The sequence below is a fragment of the Enterobacter sp. S-33 genome, assembly GCF_028735835.1.
Classification (GTDB): Bacteria; Pseudomonadota; Gammaproteobacteria; order Enterobacterales; family Enterobacteriaceae; genus Enterobacter; species Enterobacter vonholyi.
The window spans coordinates 4,026,214-4,048,290 of record NZ_CP117838.1 but is presented as its reverse complement, the minus strand read 5'-3'; the positions used below and the strand labels follow the sequence as shown (position 1 = coordinate 4,048,290).

Sequence of the window (22,077 nt, the reverse complement as noted above, 5' to 3'; positions counted from 1 at the left end):
GAGCGCTCACCGGGCTTACAGTCGGGTGTAGCTTACTTGATGTAAGTAAACGCGGTGGTGACGTGCTTCACGCCGCTCACCCGGCTGGCGATATCGGCCGCCGCTTTCCCTTCACGTTCGGTCACCAGACCCAGCAGGAACACTTCACCGTTTTCTGTCGTCACCTTCACGTTGGAGGATTTCACCTGGTCCGAGCCCAGCAGCTGGGAGCGTACTTTGGTGGTGATCCAGGTATCGGAAGAGGCATCACCCAGGCCAATTGGCTTGCCCTGACGCACTTCGTTAAACACCTCAGTGGTCCCTTCTACGCCCATCGCAATCTGTTTCGCACGAGAGGCGAGCTCCAGATTCGGTGCCTGACCTGCCAGCAGCACTTTGCCCTGATAAGCCGTCACGTTGATACGCGCTTCTTTCTTGATTTGTTCGTCTTTCGACAGCGCACTGTTGACGCGCAGCTCCAGCGTACCGTCATCCACCTGCGTTCCCACGGTGCGCGGATCGGTTGCCGCTTTGGTGCCTACCGCGGCGGTACCCACAACGGCCGCAGCGATACATCCCTGAAGCAGTAATGCAGACATAAGGACTGCGAGGGTCGATAAAGCCTTCATAAGAACTCCTTAATCATCCTGGTGAGGGAAAAGCGTGTTATCGATCAAGTCACATAAGCAGTTCACCGTGAGCATATGCATCTCCTGAATACGTGCGCTCCGGTGAGAAGGAATGCGGATTTCCACATCCTGCGGCCCAAGCAGACCCGCCAGCTCACCCCCGTCATAGCCGGTTAAGGCCACGATTGTCATGTCGCGGGTGACGGCAGCTTCAACGGCTTTGACAATATCCCGGCTATTGCCGCGCGTGGAGATGGCCAGCAGCACATCTCCGGCGTGACCCAGGGCTCGCACCTGCTTTGCGTAAATTTCGTCATGCAGACGATCGTTAGCAATCGCCGTTAAGACCACATTATCGGTATTAAGTGCAATGGCGGGTAAACTCGGGCGTTCTGTTTCAAAGCGATTGATCATGCTGGCAGCAAAATGCTGTGCGTTGGCGGCTGACGTGCCGTTGCCACAACAGAGGATTTTGTTGCCGTTTAGCAGGGATTGCACCAGCGTCATTGCGGCACGCGAGATAGCATCCGGAAGGGCTTCCGCCGCGGCAATCTGAGTCTGGATGCTTTCTGTGAAGCACACTTTAATTCTTTCGAGCACGTTATCCCTTTTAAATCTTAATTATGCGTCTTCGCCAAAAGCGTTTTTAAGCCATTCGATCTCATTTCCGGTGAAGGCTATCACATCGAACCGGCAATCCACAGTATCAAAACTCCCATTATGGCGGGCAAGCCACAAGTGGGCAGTCTGTAATAATTTATGTTGTTTGGCGAGCGTCACGCTGGCGGCAGCACCGCCAAAACGAGAGGACTGTCGAAAACGGACTTCTACAAACACGGTGACCTGACCGTCTTTCATGATCAGGTCGATTTCGCCGCCGCGCCCGCGGACGTTGGCGGCGATAAAACGCAGTCCTTTGCCTTCAAGCCAGCGACGCGCCTTTAATTCCCACGCATCGCCGGTCTCTTTTCGGCTTAACTGGCCGGGACGATCTGCCCCTGCTGGTATTTGAGCCATGATAACTTCCTGTTGATCACGCAGTCCTGGGTGGCGGTCAGATCGCCGGTATTGCCGTTAAGCTCAAAGCCCGGCACCTGGCGCATCTGGGTAAAGTGGTTCGCCAGCGCCCATGCATCGACACCCATCGCATACAGACGCGCCAGAGAATAATCGTTACGTACGGCACTCAGCGCCTGCTGCATCAGCGCCGGATTGCTGCCAGCCAGCATCGGGATTTCGCTGTACTGCAGACCGTCCATTTCCAGACGGAAATCCGGGCCGGCGGTGCCCTGCGCGCTGCGTGAGCTGGCGTAAAGCGTTGCGCCGCTCTGGCTGCCGTTACGCATCGCGATCATCGGTTTGATAAAGGCGATCTCCTGCGGCGTGGCAACGATATAGGCCGCATCCACTTTACCGCCACCGCTAATCTGCGCGTCGGTAGGCGGGGCCGGGATCGTCAGGCCGCCAATCGTCACGCCCTGCTGCTGCGGCAGGCTCGCGGTGACAGGACTGCCGTTAAGCGCGATACCCGCTCCACCGTTTACGCCCGCACGCAGTTCAGAGACGGAGCCGAATTTCTGCTGCAGCACCACGCCGCCGCCCAGCTTCTGCCACTCATCGGCAAAGGCATTGGCCACGCGATCGCCCAGCGCGCTGCGTGGGATGAGCAGCAGCGGAGCCTGCTTACCCTGCTCGTGAATATGACGCGCCGCATCGCGCGCTTCATCTTCAGGGGAAAGCGCGAAGTAGCAGATATTGGCCCGGTTCTGAACCTGCTCAGGCTGGTTGAGCGCTAGCACGTTCAGCGTGGTATTGCTCTTCATCAGCTCTTCCACGTTGTTTTTCAGCAGCGGGCCGACAACGATGCTCGCCCCGTCCTGTTGAACCTGAGTCAGTACCTGGTCAAGCGGCTGCGAGCTGGTGTCGTAAATTTTCACCTCAGCGCCCGGGTTGGCGCTGGTGGTTGCTACGGCCTGCGGCTGAGCGGCAGGCTGGGCCGCGGGTTGTGCAGTCTGCTGCTGAGGCTGTTCTACCGTTGCGTCAGGTGCTGGTGCCGCTTGGGTCTCGGCTGGAGCCTGGGTCGCAGGTGCTGCCGTAGCTGGTGCAGCTGTAGCCGGTGCAGCTTCAGCTGGAGGCGTTGTCGGGGCCGTCACCGGGTTTTGCATCGTGCCCTGCGCCGGAGCTTGCGCGGTGGTCAGGTCGCTGGTCTCGGCGGCGGATGGGCTCACAACATCACTCACGTTAGCCGCCTGGGCCGCCTGGGCGGGAACAGCGCTGCCGGTGACCGACGTCGTGCCGTTTTTCGCTGCTTCAAAGCCCTGCTGAATGGTACGGCCAAACACCGCCGCCTGGCCGTTGAGCGGCAAAAGCAGGGCGATTTTGCTGGTGGACGCTGGCTTAAAGTTCTGCACGTTCACCAGCTGGGTTGGCAGCATTTTCGCACCCGGGTTTTGCGGGTAGCGTGTCTGCCAGTCCGTAATACCGGCTTTCAGCATCTTTGGATCGCTGCGGTTGTTAAACCACATCTGCTGCAGATCCAGCCAGCCCTGAAGAACGTTTTCATCGGCGTTGATGACCAGAGCCTGCGCCTGTTCCTGCGTCATCGAAGCCAGCACTTGCCAGGTGGCATCAATATTATTCTGCTTTTCGGCACCGCCGAGCAGCGGCTCTTGCGCGATGAGGGCGCGGAGCAGCGTCAGGGAAGGGCGCCCCTGCTCAGCGGTAATGCCCGCCTGCCAGAAGCGAGCCTGCTGGTTTTTATCCAGCGCGCTCACGTCAATGTCCCCGAGGATCTTCTTCGCGGCGGCGTAATCTTTCAGCGCGACCTTCAGCTCGGCAGAGAGCAGGCTCTGCTCGCGACGCTGGGCGTCGTTAAGATCTTTCGGCAACTGGTTAAACAGTTCGGCAGCCCGCTGGGTTTTACCCTCTTTCAGCAGTGCACGAATGGCGAGTAATTGCCAGTTGGTCTTGGTATCATTTGAACTCTGCGACATTTGCTGCAGATAAAAGCCAGAATCAGCCTGAGCAGAACCCTGAAGATGGGCGGTGCTCTGGTCAGGTGCCTGGGTACCACAGCCTGCAAAGATCAGGGCTGCCAGCAGAAGCGGCACGCTGCGCGTGGCTTTTTTTCGAAGAAACGTTAACGGTACCATACTGTATCCAGTGATTTTTTTTACGCAATGCTCAATATTAAATCGGCAATACGGACGAAACAATGAAACAACACGAAACGGCAGATAATTCTCAAGGCCAGCTTTATATTGTACCTACTCCTATCGGGAATTTGTCTGATATTACCCAACGTGCGCTCACCGTACTGCAAGCTGTTGATTTAATTGCTGCTGAAGATACCCGACACACCGGCCTGCTGCTGCAACATTTCGCGATTAACGCCCGTTTGTTTGCTCTGCACGATCACAATGAGCAACAAAAAGCCGAAACGCTGGTGGCGAAGCTGAAAGAGGGGCAGAACATTGCTCTGGTCTCCGACGCCGGTACGCCGCTGATCAACGATCCCGGCTATCACCTGGTGCGTACCTGTCGCGAAGCCGGTATTCGCGTTGTGCCGCTGCCCGGGCCGTGCGCCGCGATTGCTGCATTAAGCGCTGCAGGTCTGCCGTCTGACCGTTTCTGCTATGAAGGCTTCCTGCCTGCCAAATCCAAAGGCCGCCGCGACGTTTTAAAAGACCTGGAAGCGGAACCGCGCACCCTGATTTTCTACGAATCCACGCACCGCCTGCTGGAGAGCCTGGAAGATATGGTGACCGTCTGGGGAGAAGGCCGTTATGTGGTGCTGGCGCGCGAGCTGACTAAAACCTGGGAAACCATCCACGGCGCACCGGTGGGCGAGCTGCTGGCGTGGGTGAAGGAAGACGAAAACCGCCGCAAGGGTGAAATGGTGCTGATTGTCGAAGGGCACAAGGCGGAAGAAGACGCGCTTCCTGCCGACGCGCTGCGCACGCTGACGCTGCTGCAGGCGGAACTGCCGCTGAAGAAAGCCGCTGCGCTGGCGGCAGAAATTCACGGCGTGAAGAAAAATGCGCTGTATAAGTATGCGCTGGAGCAGCAGGGGGAGTAAGGCATCCCCTGCCGGTTTTTGCCGGGTGCCGGCTACGCCTTACCCGGCCTACGGATCGTTATGCGTCTTTTAGCCAACAGGTATCGCCTCAACCTGGATGGTTTGCGGCGTGTCCGGCGGGTTACCTGAATGCGGGATAGATGTGGGACGGAAAATCACGTCACCGGTGCCGGGTTGAACACCGCCAGCTGGTTATGTAATCCCCATTGATCGGAGAAGGTTTTCTTCCTCCCGCTGGCGACATCCAGAATGAAGTGGAACAGCTTCCAGCCCACGTCCTCAATACTCTCTTCTCCGGTCGCGATAGTACCCGCGTTGATGTCCATTAAGTCATACCAGCGGTTTGCCAGCTCGGTGCGTGTCGCCATCTTGATCACCGGTACCGCCATCAGGCCGTACGGCGTGCCGCGCCCGGTGGTAAAGACCTGCACCGTAATGCCGGACGCGACCTGCTGCGTGCCGCAAACGAAATCGCTGGCCGGCGTTGCCGCGTAAATCAGGCCGCGTTTCGTCGGGCGCTGGCCCGGAGAGAGCACTTCCACAATCGCGCTCTGCCCGGATTTGGCAATCGAACCAAGGGCTTTTTCCACCACGTTTGCCAGGCCGCCTTTCTTGTTGCCTGGAGACGGGTTGGCGCTGCGGTCGGTTTTGCCCATCTCGAGATAGCTATCGTACCAGGCCATTTCCTCAAGCAGGCGCTTGCCGACCTCTTCATTAACGGCGCGCGGCGTCAGCAGATGGATGGCGTCACGCACTTCAGTCACCTCGGAGAACATCACCGTGGCGCCGCAGCGAACAAGCAGATCGGACGCATAGCCCACCGCCGGGTTGGCCGTCACGCCGGAGAAGGCATCGCTGCCGCCGCACTGGGTTCCGACCACCAGCTCCGACGCCGGACACGTTTCGCGCTGGCGGCGGTTGAGCTTGTCCAGATGGCGTTCTGCTACCTGCAAAATATCGTCGACCATTGAGCGGAAACCAACGTGACGTTCGTCCTGCAGGCGCACGATGCTGGCCTCGTCTGCCGGGATGGCTTTGACATCCTCGGTCCCCTGAAGCAACCGTTCTGGCTGCAATTTTTCACACCCCAGACCGATGACCATCACCTCGCCGCCAAAGTTCGGGTTCAGGGCGATATTGTGGATAGTCCGGATAGGCACCACGGCAGCAGGGGCGTTAATCGCCACGCCGCAGCCGTAGAGGTGGCTCAGGCCCACCACGCCGTCGACGTTCGGGTATTTCGGCAGCAGATCGCGTTCGATGATTTTCACCACGTAGTCCACTACGCCCGCCACGCAGTGTACGCTGGTGGTAATGCCGAGCAGATTTTTAGTGCCGACGCTGCCGTCCGCGTTGCGGTAGCCTTCAAAGGTATAGCCTTCAAGCGGGGGAAGCGGTTCCGGCACTCGGGTTGCCAGCGGAAGCGTATTCAGCGGCGGTGCTTCCGGAAGCGCCACCAGCGACTCCTCCACCCAGCTTCCCTGAGGTATCGAACGAACGGCATAGCCGATGACTTCACCGTAACGTATGATTTCGCTGTTAACAGGGATATCCACCAGGGCGACTTTATGTCCCTGCGGAACATGCTCAATCAGTTCCAGCCCGTCCGGAAAGCGGGTACCCGCTTTTAAGCCATTGTCGTTGACAATAATCGCTACATTATCGGTGTCGTGAACTTTTATATAAAACGCCGTCGGCGATGCCTGTCGAATTTCAATGTCGGCCATTGTTCAATATTCTCCAGCAAAGTGTCTGATAATAAATTCAGCCAATTTTCTAATGGTAGAAATAAATACGCGGCTTGCAGAAATAAAGCATGTCAGCATAGGGGATATGAAAATGTGATCTCGATCGCTCCCGAACCAGTAATCCCTGATTCTGTGCATTAGCGCCCAGTGCTTTGTGCATATGCAAAAATTTTTATCAAAATATACCGTAATACCTGAGCATTAAAACAATGTGCGGTCGCGGATTGCGCCTTATACTGAATGACGTTTTTATCACGCCAGAATACGGCAGAATAATAAATATCATGCTGGCGCGGTGTCTGAATAAATAAAATGATGCTGAAAAAGGCTGCGGAATTAAAAAGGTAAATACGATGAATAACGATATCTTCCCGAATAAATTTAAAGCGGCTCTTGCGACGCACCAGATTCAGATTGGCTGCTGGTCCGCGCTGGCAAATCCTATCAGCACCGAAGTGCTGGGCCTGGCTGGTTTCGACTGGCTGGTGCTGGACGGCGAACATGCGCCGAACGATATCAGCACCTTTATTCCGCAGCTGATGGCGCTTAAAGGCAGCCACAGCGCCCCGGTAGTGCGTGTCCCCACCAACGAGCCGGTGATTATCAAGCGCCTGCTGGATATCGGCTTCTATAACTTCCTGATCCCGTTTGTGGAGACAGAAGAACAAGCGGCACTGGCCGTAGCCTCTACGCGCTATCCGCCAGAAGGGATCCGCGGCGTTTCCGTTTCGCATCGCGCCAATATGTTTGGCACCGTGCCGGACTACTTCGCGCAGTCCAACAGCAACATCACCATTCTGGTTCAGATTGAGAGCCAGCAGGGCGTTGATAACGTCGATGCGATTGCAGCCACCAACGGCGTGGACGGTATCTTCGTTGGCCCAAGCGATCTGGCTGCCGCCTTTGGCCATCTGGGTAATGCCAGCCACCCTGACGTGCAGCGCGCGATCCAGCACATTTTTGCCCGTGCTAAAGCACACGGCAAACCGTGCGGCATTCTGGCACCGGTTGAGGCTGACGCCCGTCGCTATCTGGAGTGGGGAGCCACGTTTGTTGCCGTCGGCAGCGACCTCGGCGTATTCCGCTCGGCCACGCAGAAATTAGCGGACGCTTTTAAAAAATAACCATCATTGAGGAAACAGATTATGACGCTGAAAGTGGGTTTTATTGGCCTGGGGATCATGGGTAAACCAATGAGTAAGAACCTCATCAAAGCAGGTTACTCGCTGGTGGTCTCCGATCATAATCCACAGGCCGTGGCTGAGGTGATAGCGGCTGGCGCAGAAGCCGCCACCACCGCGAAAGCCATTGCCGAGCAGTGCGATGTCATCATCACCATGCTGCCTAACTCCCCGCATGTCAAAGAGGTTGCGCTGGGTGAAAACGGCATTATCGACGGCGCGAAGCCTGGCCTGGTGCTGATCGATATGAGCTCTATCGCACCGCTTGCAAGCCGTGAAATCAGCGAGGCGCTAAAGGCAAAGGGCGTCAATATGCTGGATGCGCCGGTCAGCGGCGGTGAGCCGAAAGCGATCGACGGCACGTTGTCGGTGATGGTCGGCGGTGATAAAGCCGTTTTCGATAGATACTACGACCTGATGAAAGCGATGGCGGGCTCCGTGGTACACACCGGAGAGATTGGGGCGGGTAACGTGACCAAGCTGGCAAACCAGGTGATTGTGGCACTCAACATTGCCGCCATGTCTGAAGCGCTGACGCTGGCAACCAAAGCGGGCGTCAATCCGGACCTTGTCTATCAGGCCATTCGCGGCGGTCTGGCGGGCAGCACCGTACTGGATGCCAAAGCGCCGATGGTCATGGAGCGTAATTTCAAACCCGGTTTCCGCATCGACCTGCATATCAAAGATCTGGCGAACGCGCTGGATACGTCACACGGCGTGGGCGCACAGCTGCCGCTGACCGCAGCAGTTATGGAGATGATGCAGGCGCTGCGTGCCGATGGCCTGGGCACGGCAGATCACAGCGCGATTGCATGCTATTACGAAAAACTGGCGAAGGTGGAAGTGGCGCGTTAATCACGGCTTTCCCATACCTGAGGGTGACAGCGGCGTGCAAACCCTCTATACTGCGCGCCGAAGCTGACCAGACAGTCGCCGCTTCGTCGTCGTCCCTTTCGGGGGAGACGGGCGGAGGGGAGGAAAGTCCGGGCTCCATAGGGCAGGGTGCCAGGTAACGCCTGGGGGGGAAACCCACGACCAGTGCAACAGAGAGCAAACCGCCGATGGCCCGCGCAAGCGGGATCAGGTAAGGGTGAAAGGGTGCGGTAAGAGCGCACCGCGCGGCTGGTAACAGTCCGTGGCACGGTAAACTCCACCCGGAGCAAGGCCAAATAGGGGTTCACATGGTACGGCCCGTACTGAACCCGGGTAGGCTGCTTGAGCCAGTGAGCGATTGCTGGCCTAGATGAATGACTGTCCACGACAGAACCCGGCTTATCGGTCAGCTTCAACTTCTTCTAAAACAATACGTTGGTGTGTCTCAGGCTTTCTAAGGCAAAACTGTGACACAGACTGTGATACAAAAGAGACACACCAACGGCTGTTCCATCCCCAACATCCTAAAGCGTGGCAATCGCTACAGCCTTCATTTCAGACTACCCTCAGGTGGTTTTTTTCGTGTGTCTCTGGGCTGCGATTCAGCCACTAGAGCAAGATTTATATCTTCCCGTCTCTCTATATTCATTTCTTTTGTAAAATCGGCCAAGATGGAGCCAGCGCAACTTTTGGACATAGTGCAGAAAATGAAGAAGTTAGAACAAGACGATATTGATAGTTATTTGCTCAAAATTCAGGCAGCTTTTTACGCCGCGGCAAAAAAAATTCCCTCAAAAGTGCGTAGTACATTGCGAAAGTCAGGTTCTCTGGTTGATGAAAAACGGAATGCGAGAGATTTCGGGCAATTGCTTGATTTTACCTTCAAACAAGACTCTGACCCGTTGTCATTGGATTCGGTTATCGAACAACTTGGTAGCCAGTTTGATCTTACGGGCATGGAGGATGAAGTTGATTATTTGGCTTCAGAGTACGATCTCCGATGGCGACATTACTGCGATGCGCATATAGCCTTTCTGGATCAACGACATTCAGATTATCGGCAGATTGTTAGCTCTATGCGACCTGACAATGATTACGTTTCCATCTCAGAAGATAAACCTGCAACACCCTTAATCTCTAAACTAACCTTATCCGATGCATGGAAGGGATTTGTAAAATTTAAGTCGGACTGGACTCCCAAGATTCGGCAGGGGAATGAAAAATACTATGAAGTGATAGAGGCGGTTTTGGGGGCTGACACTCAAGTTTCTGACATTACTCGACGTGATATTAAAAACCTGCTTGAGGTAGTTGAAGGTTTACCTCGTCAGAATAAGAGGCCTTATAACCGGATGACGATCCAGCAATGTTTGGACTTGGATGAAGTCCCAGAAGAAGATCTGGTTTCATCCAAAACGGTCAAAGATTATCTGAAACTGTGTCAGGGGTTGTTTTCAACCTACCTGACTAAAGAAGAGGATATTCTTGAATCATCACCGACACTTAACGTTACGTACCAAGCTAAAAGCCACAGCTATGGTTATTACACTCGAGCAGAAATGCGAAAATTAGTATGTCACTTTGCAACTTTGGAAGGGTGGAATAAATGGGGTTTTTTGCTATTGGCGTACACTGGCGCTAGACGCTCTGAAATCGCAAAACTGAAAGTTTCCGATGTGCGGTTGGACGAGGATAGCCAGAGGCATTACATAATGATCGGGGATAGTAAAACTGAGGCAGGCATTCGACAGGTTCCTATCGCAAAGCGTCTTCTTGACATGGGGTTCTTGCTGTATCTGGATGGCAAAAAGCCAGATGCTTACCTGTTTCCCGAGATTACTAATCGAAGTCAGGTAACCCGGTTGTTCCACGCGATACGTGAGCAATTGAATATTGATTACCTTGACGATTTTAAAAACAGGCGCATTGTTCACAGCTTACGCCACACTTTCGTAACTGAAATTCAGGCAAAACATACCCTCACGCTTGTTCAGCAGACAATCGGCCATGAGCATTCAAACCAGGGACAAACTAAGGTTTATACAGGCAAGATGAAAGTTTCTGACTTGCTTCCAGTGGTTGATAGTGTTGATTGGTTTTAAATGATAACTGTTCCTATTTGCGTGATTTTATGATAAAATACCTCTTATAATGAATAACTTATTGAGAGGTCATTTTGTGCTTTGCCTTAACGCTACCAGCTTTTTCACCGCCTTTCTCAGAAGAACGTAAAACGCTGGTCAGCATTCTCATGAAGTCCGGACTGACTCTGACGATTTCACGAATTCACCTTCTTCACTACCTGACGCAAAACCATATCCCGTTAACAGCTTTCGACCTGTCACGATTGGTGAATATTCCTTTATCGACAACGCACAGAAATTTATCCGCATTTGCCGATTTTGGGCTGGTGGATTTCATTGTTGACCGTTCGAGTGTGTGCCGCTGGTATCTTCTGACAGCAGGAAGACCGAACTTCTGTCCGACCTGCAACCAGACTTACAACGTTACTTACTGATAGACCATAGAAACCACTGCAAAGCGGTAATGACTGACGCACATCACCAGCGCCAGCGAATACCCACGCCTATTGACTACCGATTACGGAGACCCGCATGACAACAAAGAAAAAACTGTCTAACCAGATCGACCCAGAATTACAGACTTTTATCGATAAAATTGCTGCAAAATACCAACCAAATCCAGAAGTTTTGCAGCGCCGCATTGAAAACGCCGAAGCCCGTTATAACAAGTTCCAGAACTTTGCTGACATTCCGGCGCGGCTGGTGGACAGGTTCCAGACTCTGATCCTTGACGGCTGGCGGTTTCATCTTTCTGGCCCTGCTTCAGTGCTTGCCAATTCATCGATGATTTCCGTGACTCTACAAAAGCCTGACCCACTGATCGAAACGGAACTCAAAGAGCTACGCTCCAAAGTATCTGACGCTTACAGCGATGAACTGTTTACCGCTATGGAGCGTGAAATTGACGTACTGATGCAACAAGCCGCTGAGGACTCACACCGGAAAGCTAAAGAACAAGCAGAGGCAGAGCAAGCAGCAATGCGGGATCGCTTACGCTCTCTCCTGAATGGTGTTAAAGCGTGACCACACCAAAGGCACCGCGCGAGTGCCCCGTTAATGTTATCGATGAAGAAGCGTTGAAACGCGCCATCGCAAAGGCGAAAGCACTTGCTGACGCTAACCCGGAAAAATATCGCCGAATAAAATAATCATTGCAATGTCATCCGTGCGGGATTAAGATTAAAGGTTAACAAGCCAAATAATGGAAAGTTTTCTGAGTAAAAATAATAATGGGGTTCGCTTCACATAGCCCAGTGCCGATAGGCATCTGGAAAAGTTGGGCGTTCCTTCTCGCGTACTGGTTCTTATTAATATCTTTATATTTAGGGAGATCTATCTTTTATGGGGGATTATGTCACAGGCAGTTTTTGATGCAGCAGCGCACATTACACACCACCGCGATAGTAGCGGGCGTTACTCTTTGATTCATTCTCCGGTGTATTCTCATGATGGTCTGCAATATCGCCTCAATCATGATCCAGACAACAAAAATAGTAACCCACTTCGAAAAGAAATCATCGACACCTTCATTAAGCAACTTCGCGCGATGCAGTCGCATTACAGCGAGGTTTACGGTTTCCGCTTTGATTTATCGGTGCCTGATGGAATGAGCACGAAGGATAGCAACATCCTGATCAGCGAACTCTTTACCCGCCTGCGTGGTGAATTTACCGCGAAAGCCTGGAGCAATCAGCCGATCAAAAAATTCGCGTATGGCTGGTGCCGGGAAAAAGAAAAAGCAAAACAAGTGCATTATCACTGCTGGATCGCCCTGCCATACTTTCAGGTCCGAACAGCGGGATTTGGAAATGAGGGAATGATTGGGCGCATCAGTCGAATTTGGTCTGATTTAACAGATGGAGTTTCTCGCGTCCATCTTCCGCAAGGCCGCTACATAATCAGGCAAGGTGATCATGATTCACTGGTAGCTATGGTTAAACGGGTTTCGTATCTTGCTAAAAATCGCGGCAAAGGTGGCGATAAAAAAGGACAACCGAAAATATTTTCCAGTTCAAGATTGCAGATGAAGGTGCAGGAAACGGAAAAGTCATAAAATCCTTCGCGTAACGCGCCCTAAGCCCATGAAAACAAAAAGCAGTACCTTCGCATTACCGACACCACAAAGAGCGCTCAAGACGGCGTACGCTGCGTTTAACAGGGCCTTACATTCACACTCACGGGTTAACTTTTAAAAATAGCGTATTATTCTCATCTCTGCAAGAAAATATTCAATCCATTCAGTCCACGACCTCTGGTACATGCTTCCTACTTTCCCGAATCAAATATCTATAAAAAAACAATATCCTGCTCTTGAAAACCCACAATAAACCACAATAACAGTATGGCAATTTGCACATTTTAAAATGGAGTAACTATGGCACATCCGGTTGGGAAGCACATTTCAAAAGAGCAAGACCATGAATTGAACTACTGGTTAAAAAAACATGATTTCAGGGAAAATGAAGATAACAGAGAAGCTCTCTGTCGCTTGATTGACACTGCGAAATCAGCTTTGGAAATGAATAGTAACGAACACCTGGAGCATACTGAATTAGACAGCTACTATGAAGAGTTCGAATGGCTGTGGAAAGATGATTTTGAAAAAAAATGACGCATGTCATTTTTGAAGTTTTATCAAACGCCCTAGCCATAAGAGGGCGTTTTACCTTAAGAGGCTGACATCGATTGCAATCTACAGTGCTTGAGTCAGTTCCTTTTTGATACGGAAAAAAGTAGCCCGACCACATCCCACCAGCTTATAAATCTCTTCATTGGAATATGTCCCCTTAGCCAGATACTCAGCGACCTTCCTGCGGGTCTCTTCATCTTTTTGTCGCCCTTTGAATACACCTTTCGCCTTCGCGATCTTGATGCCTTCATTCTGACGTTGGCGAATAAAAGAGCGCTCCAGTTCACCGACGGCTCCGAGCATTGTGATCATAAATTTGCTGGTGGGTGAATCATCAAACACCATGTGATTATCGATAAACTCAACTCTCACACCATTTGTGGTAAGTTCCTCCAGAATCTCCAGCAGATCGCGGGTATTACGGGCCAGACGGTCAACGCTTTTAACTCGAACCGTGTCGCCAGAGCGAACTTTACTCATTAGCTCTTTTAGGGCTGGCCTGTCTGCATCCTTACCGCTGGCTTTATCGATCAAAATCTCGTCAGCCTTCGTAGCCAACACTTCAACTTGACGCGCTTCATTTTGATCTTTGCTACTTACCCGTACATACCCGAAAGTTTTCATATCTGCCTCAAAGTCTCATATTCATGGTCTTAATGATACAGTATCAAATAAGTTAAAACAACATCATTTAGATACCCAATTTGAACATGTGCGGTAAGTATCAACTGTGTCTACTCAAACGAGACAGCAACCACCACCAGCAACAACCCTTACGGATATTTGGTAAAGATCCTGCGTGTCTATTGCGAACGGAGAAAATCCGTTAGGCCGTGCTGAGAATGCGACTGTGATATTTGCATTGCTGGCTGTATACAAGGTGGGGGGACTTCTGATTTCTTCGCAGCGGGGGAATTGGGTAAGTTGCCGGGAATTTTACCCGGCAGACCGTATGACAGATTAGTTAAAAGTGCAGTTGCCGCCAGACGGTGCACCAATGAAAAATTGCATTTTTTCGCAAGTCACGTTGATCTTCTGCCCCTTTTTCAGCTTCGACGCCTTCGTCTTTTCTGAATCAGACATACTCAGGCTGACAGGCATAAAGCGGTTACCGCTTTCAAGTTTAAGAACGACATCATTCGCGAAATTTTTTGTTATGTCCTGAACAGTTCCGGTGACTTCCACCCTACGACCACCAATTTTGTCATCGGCTGCAACCTCGTTAGCTTTATAAAGTTCAGCCAGACCTTTCGCCGTAGTACGATACACGCTTTCGTCAGAAGATGTCGCCTTTGGTTTTACGACACCAGATTGCGGGGCTAAAGGCATTAGCCCCGCAAGAGTCATCTTTCTAAAATCCTTCTGTATCAATGCATAAGCACCTACACCACCACAACTATCTATTCCAATTTTGTCTTTCGTTGCCAGAATCATTTTCTGTTTCTTAGCATTTTTCAGCTTATCCCCCATCTCAGCGCCAAAGACGATTGAATTGTAAACGGCGTAGTAGCTTTCCGTGTCGGCAGTCATTCCTTTAGTGGCGCTAGCGCTGATGGACTTGATGGCTCTATCAATGGAGTTCTTTCCATCATCTGAAAGTACCTGGTCGCAACTGGCTGTAACAAGCGTTTTGACATATGCAGCCAGGTGATCGGGGTATGGCTGGATTTCGTTCGAGACCGCACCACCAGCTATGGACGAGAAAGTGCAGAACACCAGAGGTAGCGCAATAATTTTTTTCATGCTTCTTCCTGTATGCAGACTTGACCGTTAAAACTGATAATAGATTTTATCGATCGAAATTATATTATCGATCGTTTTTACAGATCAATAATTGAGATGCATCTTAAATACGCCGCTTGCAGGAAGGCGGCTGAAATCAGCTTTAGTGGAGGTTTAGAGATGGTAAGAAGAGCGTTGTTGATGGGATTTCTTCTTGCTGCGTTCAGTGTTAATGCCGGGCGTATAACTATGAGCAACCCGGAGCAGTCAACCACGGCGAACGGGCAAACCCTGTGCATCTACAGCAATAGCATTTACACCTTTACCTACGTCACCAAGTCGAAGCATTGCCCGTACAGCAAAAGTTTCGATACGGCTGACAGTGAGTAAATCTGGGTGGATGATCTTTAGCTGGCTACCCAGAATCGATAGATACACAATGGATTCAAATGTGACTTTCTTCATTTGGGTATAGTCTGTTGTGTCAGGAGAGGTTTTTATCAACCGCTCCGGAGGAGTTACACATAATACGGCGCTTTGCTTGAAGGAAGTTTTCGGAATACTCACATTACTGGTTACTACTGCTGACTGTTGACCACCTTAATCGGGAGGCAAGGAGTGCTGGCCCATCCTCAGTAACTTTCCGTTTGTCAAACAGCAATAACTTTTATCGCAAACATCCAAAATTTTTATACTGTAAAAAAACACAGCACCTGCTGACTTCTGCATGGCTAGTGACTATAATGCTAAAAAATAGTCAAAACACGCATTGAATTATTTTATTAAAATTTATTTTATTCAATGGGTTATGTTTTATGTTGCCAAAGGTGTGAAAATGGAACTAGATTTAGTCAGTATTGTTAAGCTGGCCTTGGAGGGGAGCGATAAAGATTTACGGCTCTATCTTGCAAAACATATTCGCTCCCTTCGAAAAACTGATCCGCAGATGGCAGTTAAAATTGAAGAGCTGCTTAAGCTCAGTCCAGTCCGTTCTCATGATGTTATGAGAAAAGAAGCTTCTTCATTTGAGTTTCCGGGGAGTGGTCATGATGAGGCGGCCCCACAGACAATGCTTAAAGTCCCAGTTACCGAATACGGTTACGAACAGCCTTTGTTGCAGAGCCAGGTAAAGAACCAGCTTGAGCAGGTATTACTTGAAAGGAAGAAAAGCGATTTACTGGAACGTCATGGCCTGATACCAACGAAATCACTAATTTTCAGTGGACCTCCAGGAGTGGGTAAAACGATGACGGCGCAGTGGCTCTCTCAGCAGTTGGGGCTTCCCCTTTACACACTTGACCTCACCACGGTCATGAGTAGCTTCCTCGGTCGTACAGGTAGTAACCTGCGTAGCGTGATCGATTATGCCAAATCTCATCCCTCCATACTCTTGCTGGATGAAATTGATGCCATCGCCAAAAAGCGTACGGATGAATCTGATGTGGGTGAGCTGAAACGTCTCGTTACGATCATGCTACAGGAGCTTGAGGACTGGCCGAGCAGCGGCATGTTGGTTGCAGCGACAAACCATCCTGAGTTAGTTGATCCTGCCCTTTGGCGCAGATTTGACCTTGAGGTGACCTTTGAATTGCCCGATGAGATGCAGGTGGCAGAGGCGATCCGTCTCTTTGCCGCTCAGGACTTCCCTACCTTTGCCCCTTGGTATGATCTTCTAAAAGAAAGCCTGCGAGGTCAGTCATATAGCAATATTAAGCGCGAGATCTCCCAATTACGCAGGTTACACTTACTTCGCCCGGAAAGTTTTGAAGCGGACCTGATAACGCAGCTTGATTTTGATGTCGGGACCAAAACCAAAGCAGAAAAAATCAGCTTTGCTGTCAGGCTGGTACGTGAATTTGGGCTTACACAGCAAAACGCGGCCAAAATTGCAAATGTCAGCAGGGACACAATACGTAAACGTTTGGCGACAAAGGAGTTAACCAATGGCTGAAAAACGTAATTATATAATCGGAAAAGCGGAACTGCTCTCGTCACTAAAGCCACCACCGAAAATTAATCCAAATTCGGTTCCTATCTATACATTTTCTGAAGTGATGGACCGACTTAAACCTCAGTTTAAGCACACGGTAAGTCAACTGAATAAGCTTGATGATGACGCTTGTCCTAGAGATTTTGCGGTTGCGGCAATAACCCTTCATCCTTCCTACATAGCGAAGGGGCATTTTCCCCGAACGCTGTTTAAGGAAATGTCGGTGCGTTCGATTGGCAGTAAGGGCGTCGATGTTCTTCCTGATCGTTGGACGCGTGTTGGGGAGCCCGTGGCCTCCCCAACAACTAAGATTTTTGTGGCAGGCAAACGCGACCGGCTAACCGAATTCAGTCAGGAGTTGGATAACTTTTCAGAGCAAACGCGCGGTGCAGCAGATTTGTTTCATATCTGGAGCGTCGCCGAGCCTGACGTTTCAGAAAAAATTAAGCAGAATGCGGAGGGTTTTGAAGGATTCTGGGAGGTGGGCTTACAACTGATGCCACTCGGAAACAATGATTTTATTAAAGCAGCTTTTATCAGTTATGCGCAGGAATTGGGATTCAGTGTTAAAGATAAAATGGCAATTGAGGTAGGCAGCCTCTGGTTTATGCCTATTGCTGGTAACGAGAGTGAACTCAATCGCCTTGCCACTTTTACATTCCTGCGTGTTGTGAGGCCGCTTCCCTCGCTGCGTTCGTTTCGTCCTCTTACCAGGGGGGGGGCGGTAGGGGCGAACATAGACCTGCCAGACGTTCAGCCTTACGCTTCTGACGTACGTGTTGCCATTCTTGATGGAGGTTTACCTGATAAACACGTACTAGAACGTTGGGTAGGCAATTATTCACATGCAGATACTTCTGCTGAAGATCACCCGGATGGACCAGCGCATGGTCTAGGTGTGACTTCAGCATTTCTTTTTGGCCCGCTCTGGCCAGGGGAGACGGCCAGCCGACCATACTCGTATGTTGACCATCACCGTATTCTCGATAATAACCTCGATGGCGAGGACCAATATGAGCTTTATCGCACTCTGAGCCACCTCGAAGATATTTTACTGTCGCGTCAGTACGAGTTTCTTAATCTCAGTCTCGGTCCTGCACTACCAATTGATGATGATGAGATCCATCCATGGACATCGCTGATTGACACCTATCTGGCAGATGGAGATACCTTCCTGACGATTGCAGCAGGGAATAACGGTGAAAGTGAGAGCTCATTAAGTCTCAATCGCATACAGGTCCCTTCTGATTGTGTAAATGCACTAGCTGTAGGTGCAGCCGACCAGATCGAAGATGGGTGGAAGCGTGCTTCCTACAGCGCGGTGGGGCCGGGTCGATCACCAGGGTTGGTCAAACCAGACCTAGTAGCATTTGGTGGCACCCCTCGCCAGTATTTTCACGTGCCAAGCGATCGTGATCCCGCAAAGCTAGTTCCGACATGCGGTACCAGTTTCTCTGCCCCGTATCTGTTACGTTACGCGGTGGGTATTCGCGCCATCTTAGGTCATGACATCTCTCCTCTAGCGATTAAGGCGCTCTTGATCAATGCCGCCGACCGTTCTGGTCATGATAAAGGCGACGTCGGCTGGGGAAAAATTCCAGATGATCTTGGCCAGATAATTGAATCTCCTGCAGGTACTGCCCGCATTCTGTATCAAGGTGAGCTGACACCAGGAAAATATCTGCGCGTTCCGCTCCCGATCCCGGAGGCTGGCATTACAGGTGACGTTAAAATCAAAGCAACCTGCTGTTTTTCTACCCCTGTGGATCCACAAGATACATCCATGTATACGCGAGCTGGAGTCGAAATCACGTTTCGACCTGACCCTGAAAAAACTCAGTCTTTTTTTAAGCAGAAATCTGTCGCAACAGAAGCAGAACTGCGTGCTGATGCGGGTAAGTGGGAGTCTGTGTTAAGCGCTGAGCTTAATAAAAGAGGTAAGAGCTTAGTCGCTCCCAGCTTTGAGATCCATTACATGGCGCGCGCTGGCGGAGATCAGATAGACGGTGCGAAAGCTGCTAGCATTCGATATGCGTTCGTCGTTTCGCTAGAAGCCCCCAAAAATCCGGAAATATTCACTGGCATTCTTCAGTCTGACACTCGTCTGATTGAAATACAGCCACGTATTTCTGTACCAGTACCAGTCAGACTTTGAATCTGGTGCACCAACCCAGCCCCTGTGTAATGTGCAATTCCAGGTATTGTCATCATTAACGTGGCACTACCTGGTCACAGGAGAAGGAAAGACATCATGTGTGCTTACATTCAGTAAGAACGGTTATGGCTACCTTACAACAAAATCTGTTTCTCGCTCATAGCCGACTTTTACCGTCTTTATCGCAGCTCTTCTTTTGCCTTTATCTGTCACACAAAGTGAGATACAGTCTGCGACACACGACAACCCCAGCGCCGCAGATGCCTGACGTATGGTTTAACGAAGCCGCCTTATCGGTCAGTTTCACTTCTTAAAAAACCCCGCTTCGGCGGGGTTTTTGCTTTCTGAATGTTGCTGGTCGGGTAAGCGCTGCGCCGCCCGGCAACCGAACAAACGACATCAATTCTCATATTTGCGACATTAAGCACATTTCACTGTTTTTGCTCCTTCAGTATCGTTCCTGCATCTGTTGACGATCGTCATCACAAAATTTCACGCTAAAAAACAGAAGATTTACAGCATTGGTAATTTGTTAATATTGTTATCTTAATGATCGCAAAATTTTTCTTGTTTGATATGCATATATTGAAATTAAATACATTTCTCCCGTGAATATGTGACGCATTCCACTCTTTTCCGCAAGCCTGAAAATTCGCGTTAGAAAAACTTGATAAATTGAAAGAATGTTTCAAACAAATAGCGGTTATTTATTGGCCTTTAATTGCCTGAAATATCGTCTTTATTGATTTTTTCCGGACGGTAAAATTTATCCGGGTTATCGCCATAAAATTAATTTATTACCGCTATTTTTATTGATCAATATCAGTGTAGTAGCATATTTATATCTTTGTATATTAATGAAATATAACGATTTTATTTTGTTTTTGGTGTGTGGGTTAAAGGGCCGGGAAAGCAAATTGTGAGTAACAGCACATACCCCTTTAAAGATTATTGAGTAGAATTCACCCCGTCATAGGGAAATAAGCGCAGAATATTATGAACACTATTATTCTACCGAAAACACAGCACCTCGTGGTATTTCAGGAAGTCATTAAAAGTGGCTCCATAGGTTCTGCAGCAAGACAGCTGGGCCTGACGCAACCTGCAGTCAGCAAAATCATCAGCGATATTGAGTCCTACTTCGGCGTGGAAGTGATGGTGCGTAAAAACACAGGCGTAAAACTCACTGCCGCGGGCCAGGTTCTGCTCTCGTACTCAGAGTCGATCACCCGCGAAATGAAAAACATGGTGAGTGAAATTAACAGCCTGAGCTTCAGCACCGTTATGGACGTCTCCTTTGGCTACCCGTCGCTGATCGGCTTTACCTTCCTGTCTGAGATGATCAAAAAATTCAAGGAAGTGTTCCCGAAAGCACGCGTCTCGATGTATGAAGCCCAGCTCTCATCTTTCCTTCCGGCCATTCGCGACGGTCGTCTGGATTTCGCTATCGGCACCCTGAGCGATGAAATGTTGCTACAGGATCTGCACGTCGAACCGCTGTTTGAGTCCGAATTTGTGCTGGTCGCCAGTAAAACGCGAACGTGCACCGGCCCGACGACACTGGCATCGCTCACGCACGAGCAGTGGGTGATGCCGCAAACCGATATGGGCTACTACAAAGAACTTCTGACCACCCTGCAAGACAACCACATCAGCATCGAAAACATCGTCCAGACCGATTCGGTCGTCACCATTTATAACCTTGTCCTGAATGCCGATTATCTGACGGTGATTCCCCGCGACATGATTGCGCCATTCGGTTCCGACCAGTTTATTGTGCTGCCCGTGGAAGATGAATTACCCGTGGCGCGTTATGCCGCCGTGTGGTCTAAAAATTACAGGATTAAAAAATCGGCGTCAGTATTAGTTGAGCTGGCAAAACAGTATTCGTCGATGAATATCGAAAGACGACGATGAATAATTAGTATTTATTTTAAAACACCCAGCGCGTTAACGTGTTAACGCGCTGACACCCTGACTTTGCCTGAAAAAGAATGAATTATTATAACGAGGATATTATGCATATTACCTACGATCTCCCTGTAACCATTGAAGATATTCAGGACGCCAGAAAACGACTGGCAGGAAAAATATATAAAACCGGTATGCCGCGCTCGAATTATCTCAGCGAACGCTGTAAGGGCGAAATATTCCTGAAGTTCGAGAACATGCAGCGCACCGGCTCGTTTAAGATCCGCGGCGCGTTTAACAAATTAAGCTCACTGACCGACGCTGAAAAACGTAAAGGCGTTGTCGCCTGCTCCGCGGGGAACCACGCGCAGGGGGTGTCTCTCTCCTGCGCCATGCTTGGCATCGACGGCAAAGTGGTGATGCCGATGGGGGCGCCGAAGTCTAAAGTGGCCGCGACGCGCGACTACTCGGCGGAAGTCGTGCTGCACGGCGAGAACTTCAACGACACCATCGCCAAAGTCAGCGAAATCGTCGAGATGGAAGGGCGTATTTTTATTCCCCCTTACGACGATGCAAAAGTCATCGCCGGGCAGGGCACCATCGGTCTGGAAATTCTTGAAGATTTATATGACGTGGATAACGTCATTGTGCCTATCGGCGGCGGTGGACTAATTGCCGGGATTGCAACGGCAATTAAATCCATCAATCCCACCATTAATATCATCGGCGTACAGTCTGAAAACGTGCACGGAATGGCTGCCTCCTGGCATGCCGGAGAAATAACCAACCATCGCGTTACCGGCACGTTAGCCGACGGCTGCGATGTCTCTCGCCCGGGGAAATTAACCTTCGAGATCGTTCGTGAACTGGTCGATGACATTGTGCTGGTGAGCGAAGACAACATTCGCGACAGCATGATCGCGCTTATTCAGCGAAATAAAGTAGTGACAGAAGGTGCCGGCGCGCTGGCCTGTGCCGCGTTATTAAGCGGCAGGCTTGATCACTATATTCAGGGTCGTAAAACCGTCTGCATTATTTCCGGCGGCAATATCGATCTCTCCCGTGTTTCCCAAATTACCGGCTTCGTTGACGCATAAA

Annotated in this window: 21 protein-coding genes and 1 other RNA gene; 15 read left to right on the top strand and 7 right to left on the bottom strand. The window is 50.5% G+C overall.

Features of this window, described 5'->3' with window-relative positions; translation table 11 throughout:
• Positions 1 to 32 precede the first annotated feature (32 nt).
• Genes dolP through PUP35_RS19180 form a run of 4 tightly spaced genes read right to left on the bottom strand, consistent with a single transcriptional unit; the run spans position 33 to position 3,760 of the window.
• Positions 33 to 608: a division/outer membrane stress-associated lipid-binding lipoprotein gene (gene dolP, locus PUP35_RS19195; protein WP_111964950.1), complete on the bottom strand. Its 576-nt coding sequence runs from the start codon at positions 606 to 608 to the stop codon at positions 33 to 35.
• Between the two features lie 9 nt (positions 609 to 617).
• On the bottom strand, positions 618 to 1,208 hold the full coding sequence (diaA, locus tag PUP35_RS19190) for a DnaA initiator-associating protein DiaA (protein WP_003861754.1): 591 nt from the start codon (positions 1,206 to 1,208) through the stop codon (positions 618 to 620).
• A gap of 21 nt (positions 1,209 to 1,229) precedes the next feature.
• On the bottom strand, positions 1,230 to 1,625 hold the full coding sequence (locus PUP35_RS19185) for a YraN family protein (protein WP_111964949.1): 396 nt from the start codon (positions 1,623 to 1,625) through the stop codon (positions 1,230 to 1,232).
• Positions 1,583 to 3,760, bottom strand: a complete 2,178-nt coding sequence (locus tag PUP35_RS19180) for a penicillin-binding protein activator (RefSeq protein WP_274240956.1) — start codon at positions 3,758 to 3,760, stop codon at positions 1,583 to 1,585. The genes PUP35_RS19185 and PUP35_RS19180 overlap by 43 nt, the downstream gene beginning before the upstream one ends.
• A 62-nt stretch (positions 3,761 to 3,822) precedes the next feature.
• On the opposite strand from PUP35_RS19180, the gene rsmI reads away from it, so the two are divergent.
• Positions 3,823 to 4,686, top strand: a complete 864-nt coding sequence (rsmI, locus tag PUP35_RS19175) for a 16S rRNA (cytidine(1402)-2'-O)-methyltransferase (protein WP_111964947.1) — start codon at positions 3,823 to 3,825, stop codon at positions 4,684 to 4,686.
• 155 nt (positions 4,687 to 4,841) lie between these two features.
• Here rsmI and garD read toward each other — a convergent pair whose 3' ends face one another.
• Positions 4,842 to 6,413: a galactarate dehydratase gene (garD, locus tag PUP35_RS19170; protein ID WP_274240955.1), complete on the bottom strand. Its 1,572-nt coding sequence runs from the start codon at positions 6,411 to 6,413 to the stop codon at positions 4,842 to 4,844.
• A 374-nt stretch (positions 6,414 to 6,787) separates the two neighbouring features.
• Here garD and garL point away from each other — a divergent pair, with 374 nt between their 5' ends.
• From garL to PUP35_RS19130, 9 genes are all read left to right on the top strand, one after another.
• Positions 6,788 to 7,558, top strand: a complete 771-nt coding sequence (gene garL / locus PUP35_RS19165) for a 2-dehydro-3-deoxyglucarate aldolase (protein WP_127732387.1) — start codon at positions 6,788 to 6,790, stop codon at positions 7,556 to 7,558.
• 21 nt (positions 7,559 to 7,579) lie between these two features.
• Positions 7,580 to 8,470 (top strand): 2-hydroxy-3-oxopropionate reductase, encoded by an 891-nt coding sequence (garR, locus tag PUP35_RS19160; RefSeq protein ID WP_127732385.1) that lies wholly within the window; start codon positions 7,580 to 7,582, stop codon positions 8,468 to 8,470.
• Positions 8,471 to 8,529: 59 nt separating this feature from the next.
• Positions 8,530 to 8,906: RNase P RNA component class A (gene rnpB / locus PUP35_RS19155), an RNA gene on the top strand.
• A gap of 289 nt (positions 8,907 to 9,195) precedes the next feature.
• Positions 9,196 to 10,590 (top strand): tyrosine-type recombinase/integrase, encoded by a 1,395-nt coding sequence (locus PUP35_RS19150; protein ID WP_274240954.1) that lies wholly within the window; start codon positions 9,196 to 9,198, stop codon positions 10,588 to 10,590.
• A 149-nt stretch (positions 10,591 to 10,739) separates the two neighbouring features.
• Complete coding sequence (locus PUP35_RS22060; RefSeq protein WP_368077509.1) at positions 10,740 to 11,006, top strand: helix-turn-helix domain-containing protein; 267 nt, start codon at positions 10,740 to 10,742, stop codon at positions 11,004 to 11,006.
• 97 nt (positions 11,007 to 11,103) lie between these two features.
• Positions 11,104 to 11,595 (top strand): hypothetical protein, encoded by a 492-nt coding sequence (locus PUP35_RS19145; RefSeq protein WP_274240953.1) that lies wholly within the window; start codon positions 11,104 to 11,106, stop codon positions 11,593 to 11,595.
• Positions 11,592 to 11,720 carry a hypothetical protein gene (locus PUP35_RS19140; RefSeq protein WP_274240952.1) on the top strand — a complete coding sequence of 43 codons (129 nt, stop codon included), beginning with the start codon at positions 11,592 to 11,594 and terminating at the stop codon, positions 11,718 to 11,720. Before PUP35_RS19145 ends, PUP35_RS19140 begins: the two co-directional genes overlap by 4 nt.
• Positions 11,721 to 11,923: 203 nt before the next feature.
• Positions 11,924 to 12,625: a YagK/YfjJ domain-containing protein gene (locus PUP35_RS19135; RefSeq protein WP_274240951.1), complete on the top strand. Its 702-nt coding sequence runs from the start codon at positions 11,924 to 11,926 to the stop codon at positions 12,623 to 12,625.
• 321 nt (positions 12,626 to 12,946) lie between these two features.
• Positions 12,947 to 13,183 carry a hypothetical protein gene (locus PUP35_RS19130; RefSeq protein ID WP_274240950.1) on the top strand — a complete coding sequence of 79 codons (237 nt, stop codon included), beginning with the start codon at positions 12,947 to 12,949 and terminating at the stop codon, positions 13,181 to 13,183.
• Between the two features lie 81 nt (positions 13,184 to 13,264).
• Here PUP35_RS19130 and PUP35_RS19125 read toward each other — a convergent pair whose 3' ends face one another.
• Both PUP35_RS19125 and PUP35_RS19120 read right to left on the bottom strand, forming a co-directional pair.
• The gene (locus PUP35_RS19125) at positions 13,265 to 13,825 is read right to left on the bottom strand and encodes a recombinase family protein (protein ID WP_274240949.1); all 561 of its coding nucleotides are present in this window, start codon (positions 13,823 to 13,825) and stop codon (positions 13,265 to 13,267) included.
• Positions 13,826 to 14,161: 336 nt separating this feature from the next.
• Positions 14,162 to 14,944, bottom strand: coding sequence for an OB-fold protein (locus tag PUP35_RS19120; protein ID WP_274240948.1), 783 nt, complete (start codon positions 14,942 to 14,944; stop codon positions 14,162 to 14,164).
• A gap of 159 nt (positions 14,945 to 15,103) precedes the next feature.
• Between PUP35_RS19120 and PUP35_RS19115 the strand changes: the two genes are divergently transcribed.
• The 5 genes from PUP35_RS19115 to tdcB all read left to right on the top strand — a co-directional run bounded on the left by PUP35_RS19115 (position 15,104) and on the right by tdcB (position 22,076).
• Positions 15,104 to 15,313 (top strand): hypothetical protein, encoded by a 210-nt coding sequence (locus PUP35_RS19115; protein ID WP_063157850.1) that lies wholly within the window; start codon positions 15,104 to 15,106, stop codon positions 15,311 to 15,313.
• A gap of 445 nt (positions 15,314 to 15,758) precedes the next feature.
• Positions 15,759 to 16,874, top strand: coding sequence for an AAA family ATPase (locus tag PUP35_RS19110; RefSeq protein WP_274240947.1), 1,116 nt, complete (start codon positions 15,759 to 15,761; stop codon positions 16,872 to 16,874).
• Entirely contained in the window at positions 16,867 to 19,068 is a 2,202-nt protein-coding gene (locus PUP35_RS19105; protein WP_274240946.1) for a S8 family peptidase, read from the top strand. The genes PUP35_RS19110 and PUP35_RS19105 overlap by 8 nt, the downstream gene beginning before the upstream one ends.
• A 996-nt stretch (positions 19,069 to 20,064) precedes the next feature.
• The gene (gene tdcA / locus PUP35_RS19100; protein WP_008501504.1) at positions 20,065 to 20,985 is read left to right on the top strand and encodes a transcriptional regulator TdcA; all 921 of its coding nucleotides are present in this window, start codon (positions 20,065 to 20,067) and stop codon (positions 20,983 to 20,985) included.
• 101 nt (positions 20,986 to 21,086) lie between these two features.
• The gene (gene tdcB, locus PUP35_RS19095; protein WP_111965010.1) at positions 21,087 to 22,076 is read left to right on the top strand and encodes a bifunctional threonine ammonia-lyase/L-serine ammonia-lyase TdcB; all 990 of its coding nucleotides are present in this window, start codon (positions 21,087 to 21,089) and stop codon (positions 22,074 to 22,076) included.
• The last annotated feature ends 1 nt before the right edge of the window (position 22,077 follow it).

Coding starts and splice junctions, on each gene's coding strand:
- garR (WP_127732385.1), top strand. CDS start 7,580: ATGACGCTGAAAGTGGGTTTTATTGGCCTGGGGATCATGGGTAAACCA.
- tdcA (WP_008501504.1), top strand. CDS start 20,065: ATGAACACTATTATTCTACCGAAAACACAGCACCTCGTGGTATTTCAG.
- garD (WP_274240955.1), bottom strand. CDS start 6,413: ATGGCCGACATTGAAATTCGACAGGCATCGCCGACGGCGTTTTATATA.
- PUP35_RS19130 (WP_274240950.1), top strand. CDS start 12,947: ATGGCACATCCGGTTGGGAAGCACATTTCAAAAGAGCAAGACCATGAA.
- PUP35_RS19145 (WP_274240953.1), top strand. CDS start 11,104: ATGACAACAAAGAAAAAACTGTCTAACCAGATCGACCCAGAATTACAG.
- PUP35_RS22060 (WP_368077509.1), top strand. CDS start 10,740: ATGAAGTCCGGACTGACTCTGACGATTTCACGAATTCACCTTCTTCAC.
- PUP35_RS19120 (WP_274240948.1), bottom strand. CDS start 14,944: ATGAAAAAAATTATTGCGCTACCTCTGGTGTTCTGCACTTTCTCGTCC.
- PUP35_RS19185 (WP_111964949.1), bottom strand. CDS start 1,625: ATGGCTCAAATACCAGCAGGGGCAGATCGTCCCGGCCAGTTAAGCCGA.
- PUP35_RS19150 (WP_274240954.1), top strand. CDS start 9,196: ATGAAGAAGTTAGAACAAGACGATATTGATAGTTATTTGCTCAAAATT.
- PUP35_RS19180 (WP_274240956.1), bottom strand. CDS start 3,760: ATGGTACCGTTAACGTTTCTTCGAAAAAAAGCCACGCGCAGCGTGCCG.
- garL (WP_127732387.1), top strand. CDS start 6,788: ATGAATAACGATATCTTCCCGAATAAATTTAAAGCGGCTCTTGCGACG.
- PUP35_RS19105 (WP_274240946.1), top strand. CDS start 16,867: ATGGCTGAAAAACGTAATTATATAATCGGAAAAGCGGAACTGCTCTCG.
- rsmI (WP_111964947.1), top strand. CDS start 3,823: ATGAAACAACACGAAACGGCAGATAATTCTCAAGGCCAGCTTTATATT.
- tdcB (WP_111965010.1), top strand. CDS start 21,087: ATGCATATTACCTACGATCTCCCTGTAACCATTGAAGATATTCAGGAC.
- PUP35_RS19125 (WP_274240949.1), bottom strand. CDS start 13,825: ATGAAAACTTTCGGGTATGTACGGGTAAGTAGCAAAGATCAAAATGAA.
- PUP35_RS19135 (WP_274240951.1), top strand. CDS start 11,924: ATGTCACAGGCAGTTTTTGATGCAGCAGCGCACATTACACACCACCGC.
- dolP (WP_111964950.1), bottom strand. CDS start 608: ATGAAGGCTTTATCGACCCTCGCAGTCCTTATGTCTGCATTACTGCTT.
- PUP35_RS19110 (WP_274240947.1), top strand. CDS start 15,759: ATGGAACTAGATTTAGTCAGTATTGTTAAGCTGGCCTTGGAGGGGAGC.
- PUP35_RS19115 (WP_063157850.1), top strand. CDS start 15,104: ATGGTAAGAAGAGCGTTGTTGATGGGATTTCTTCTTGCTGCGTTCAGT.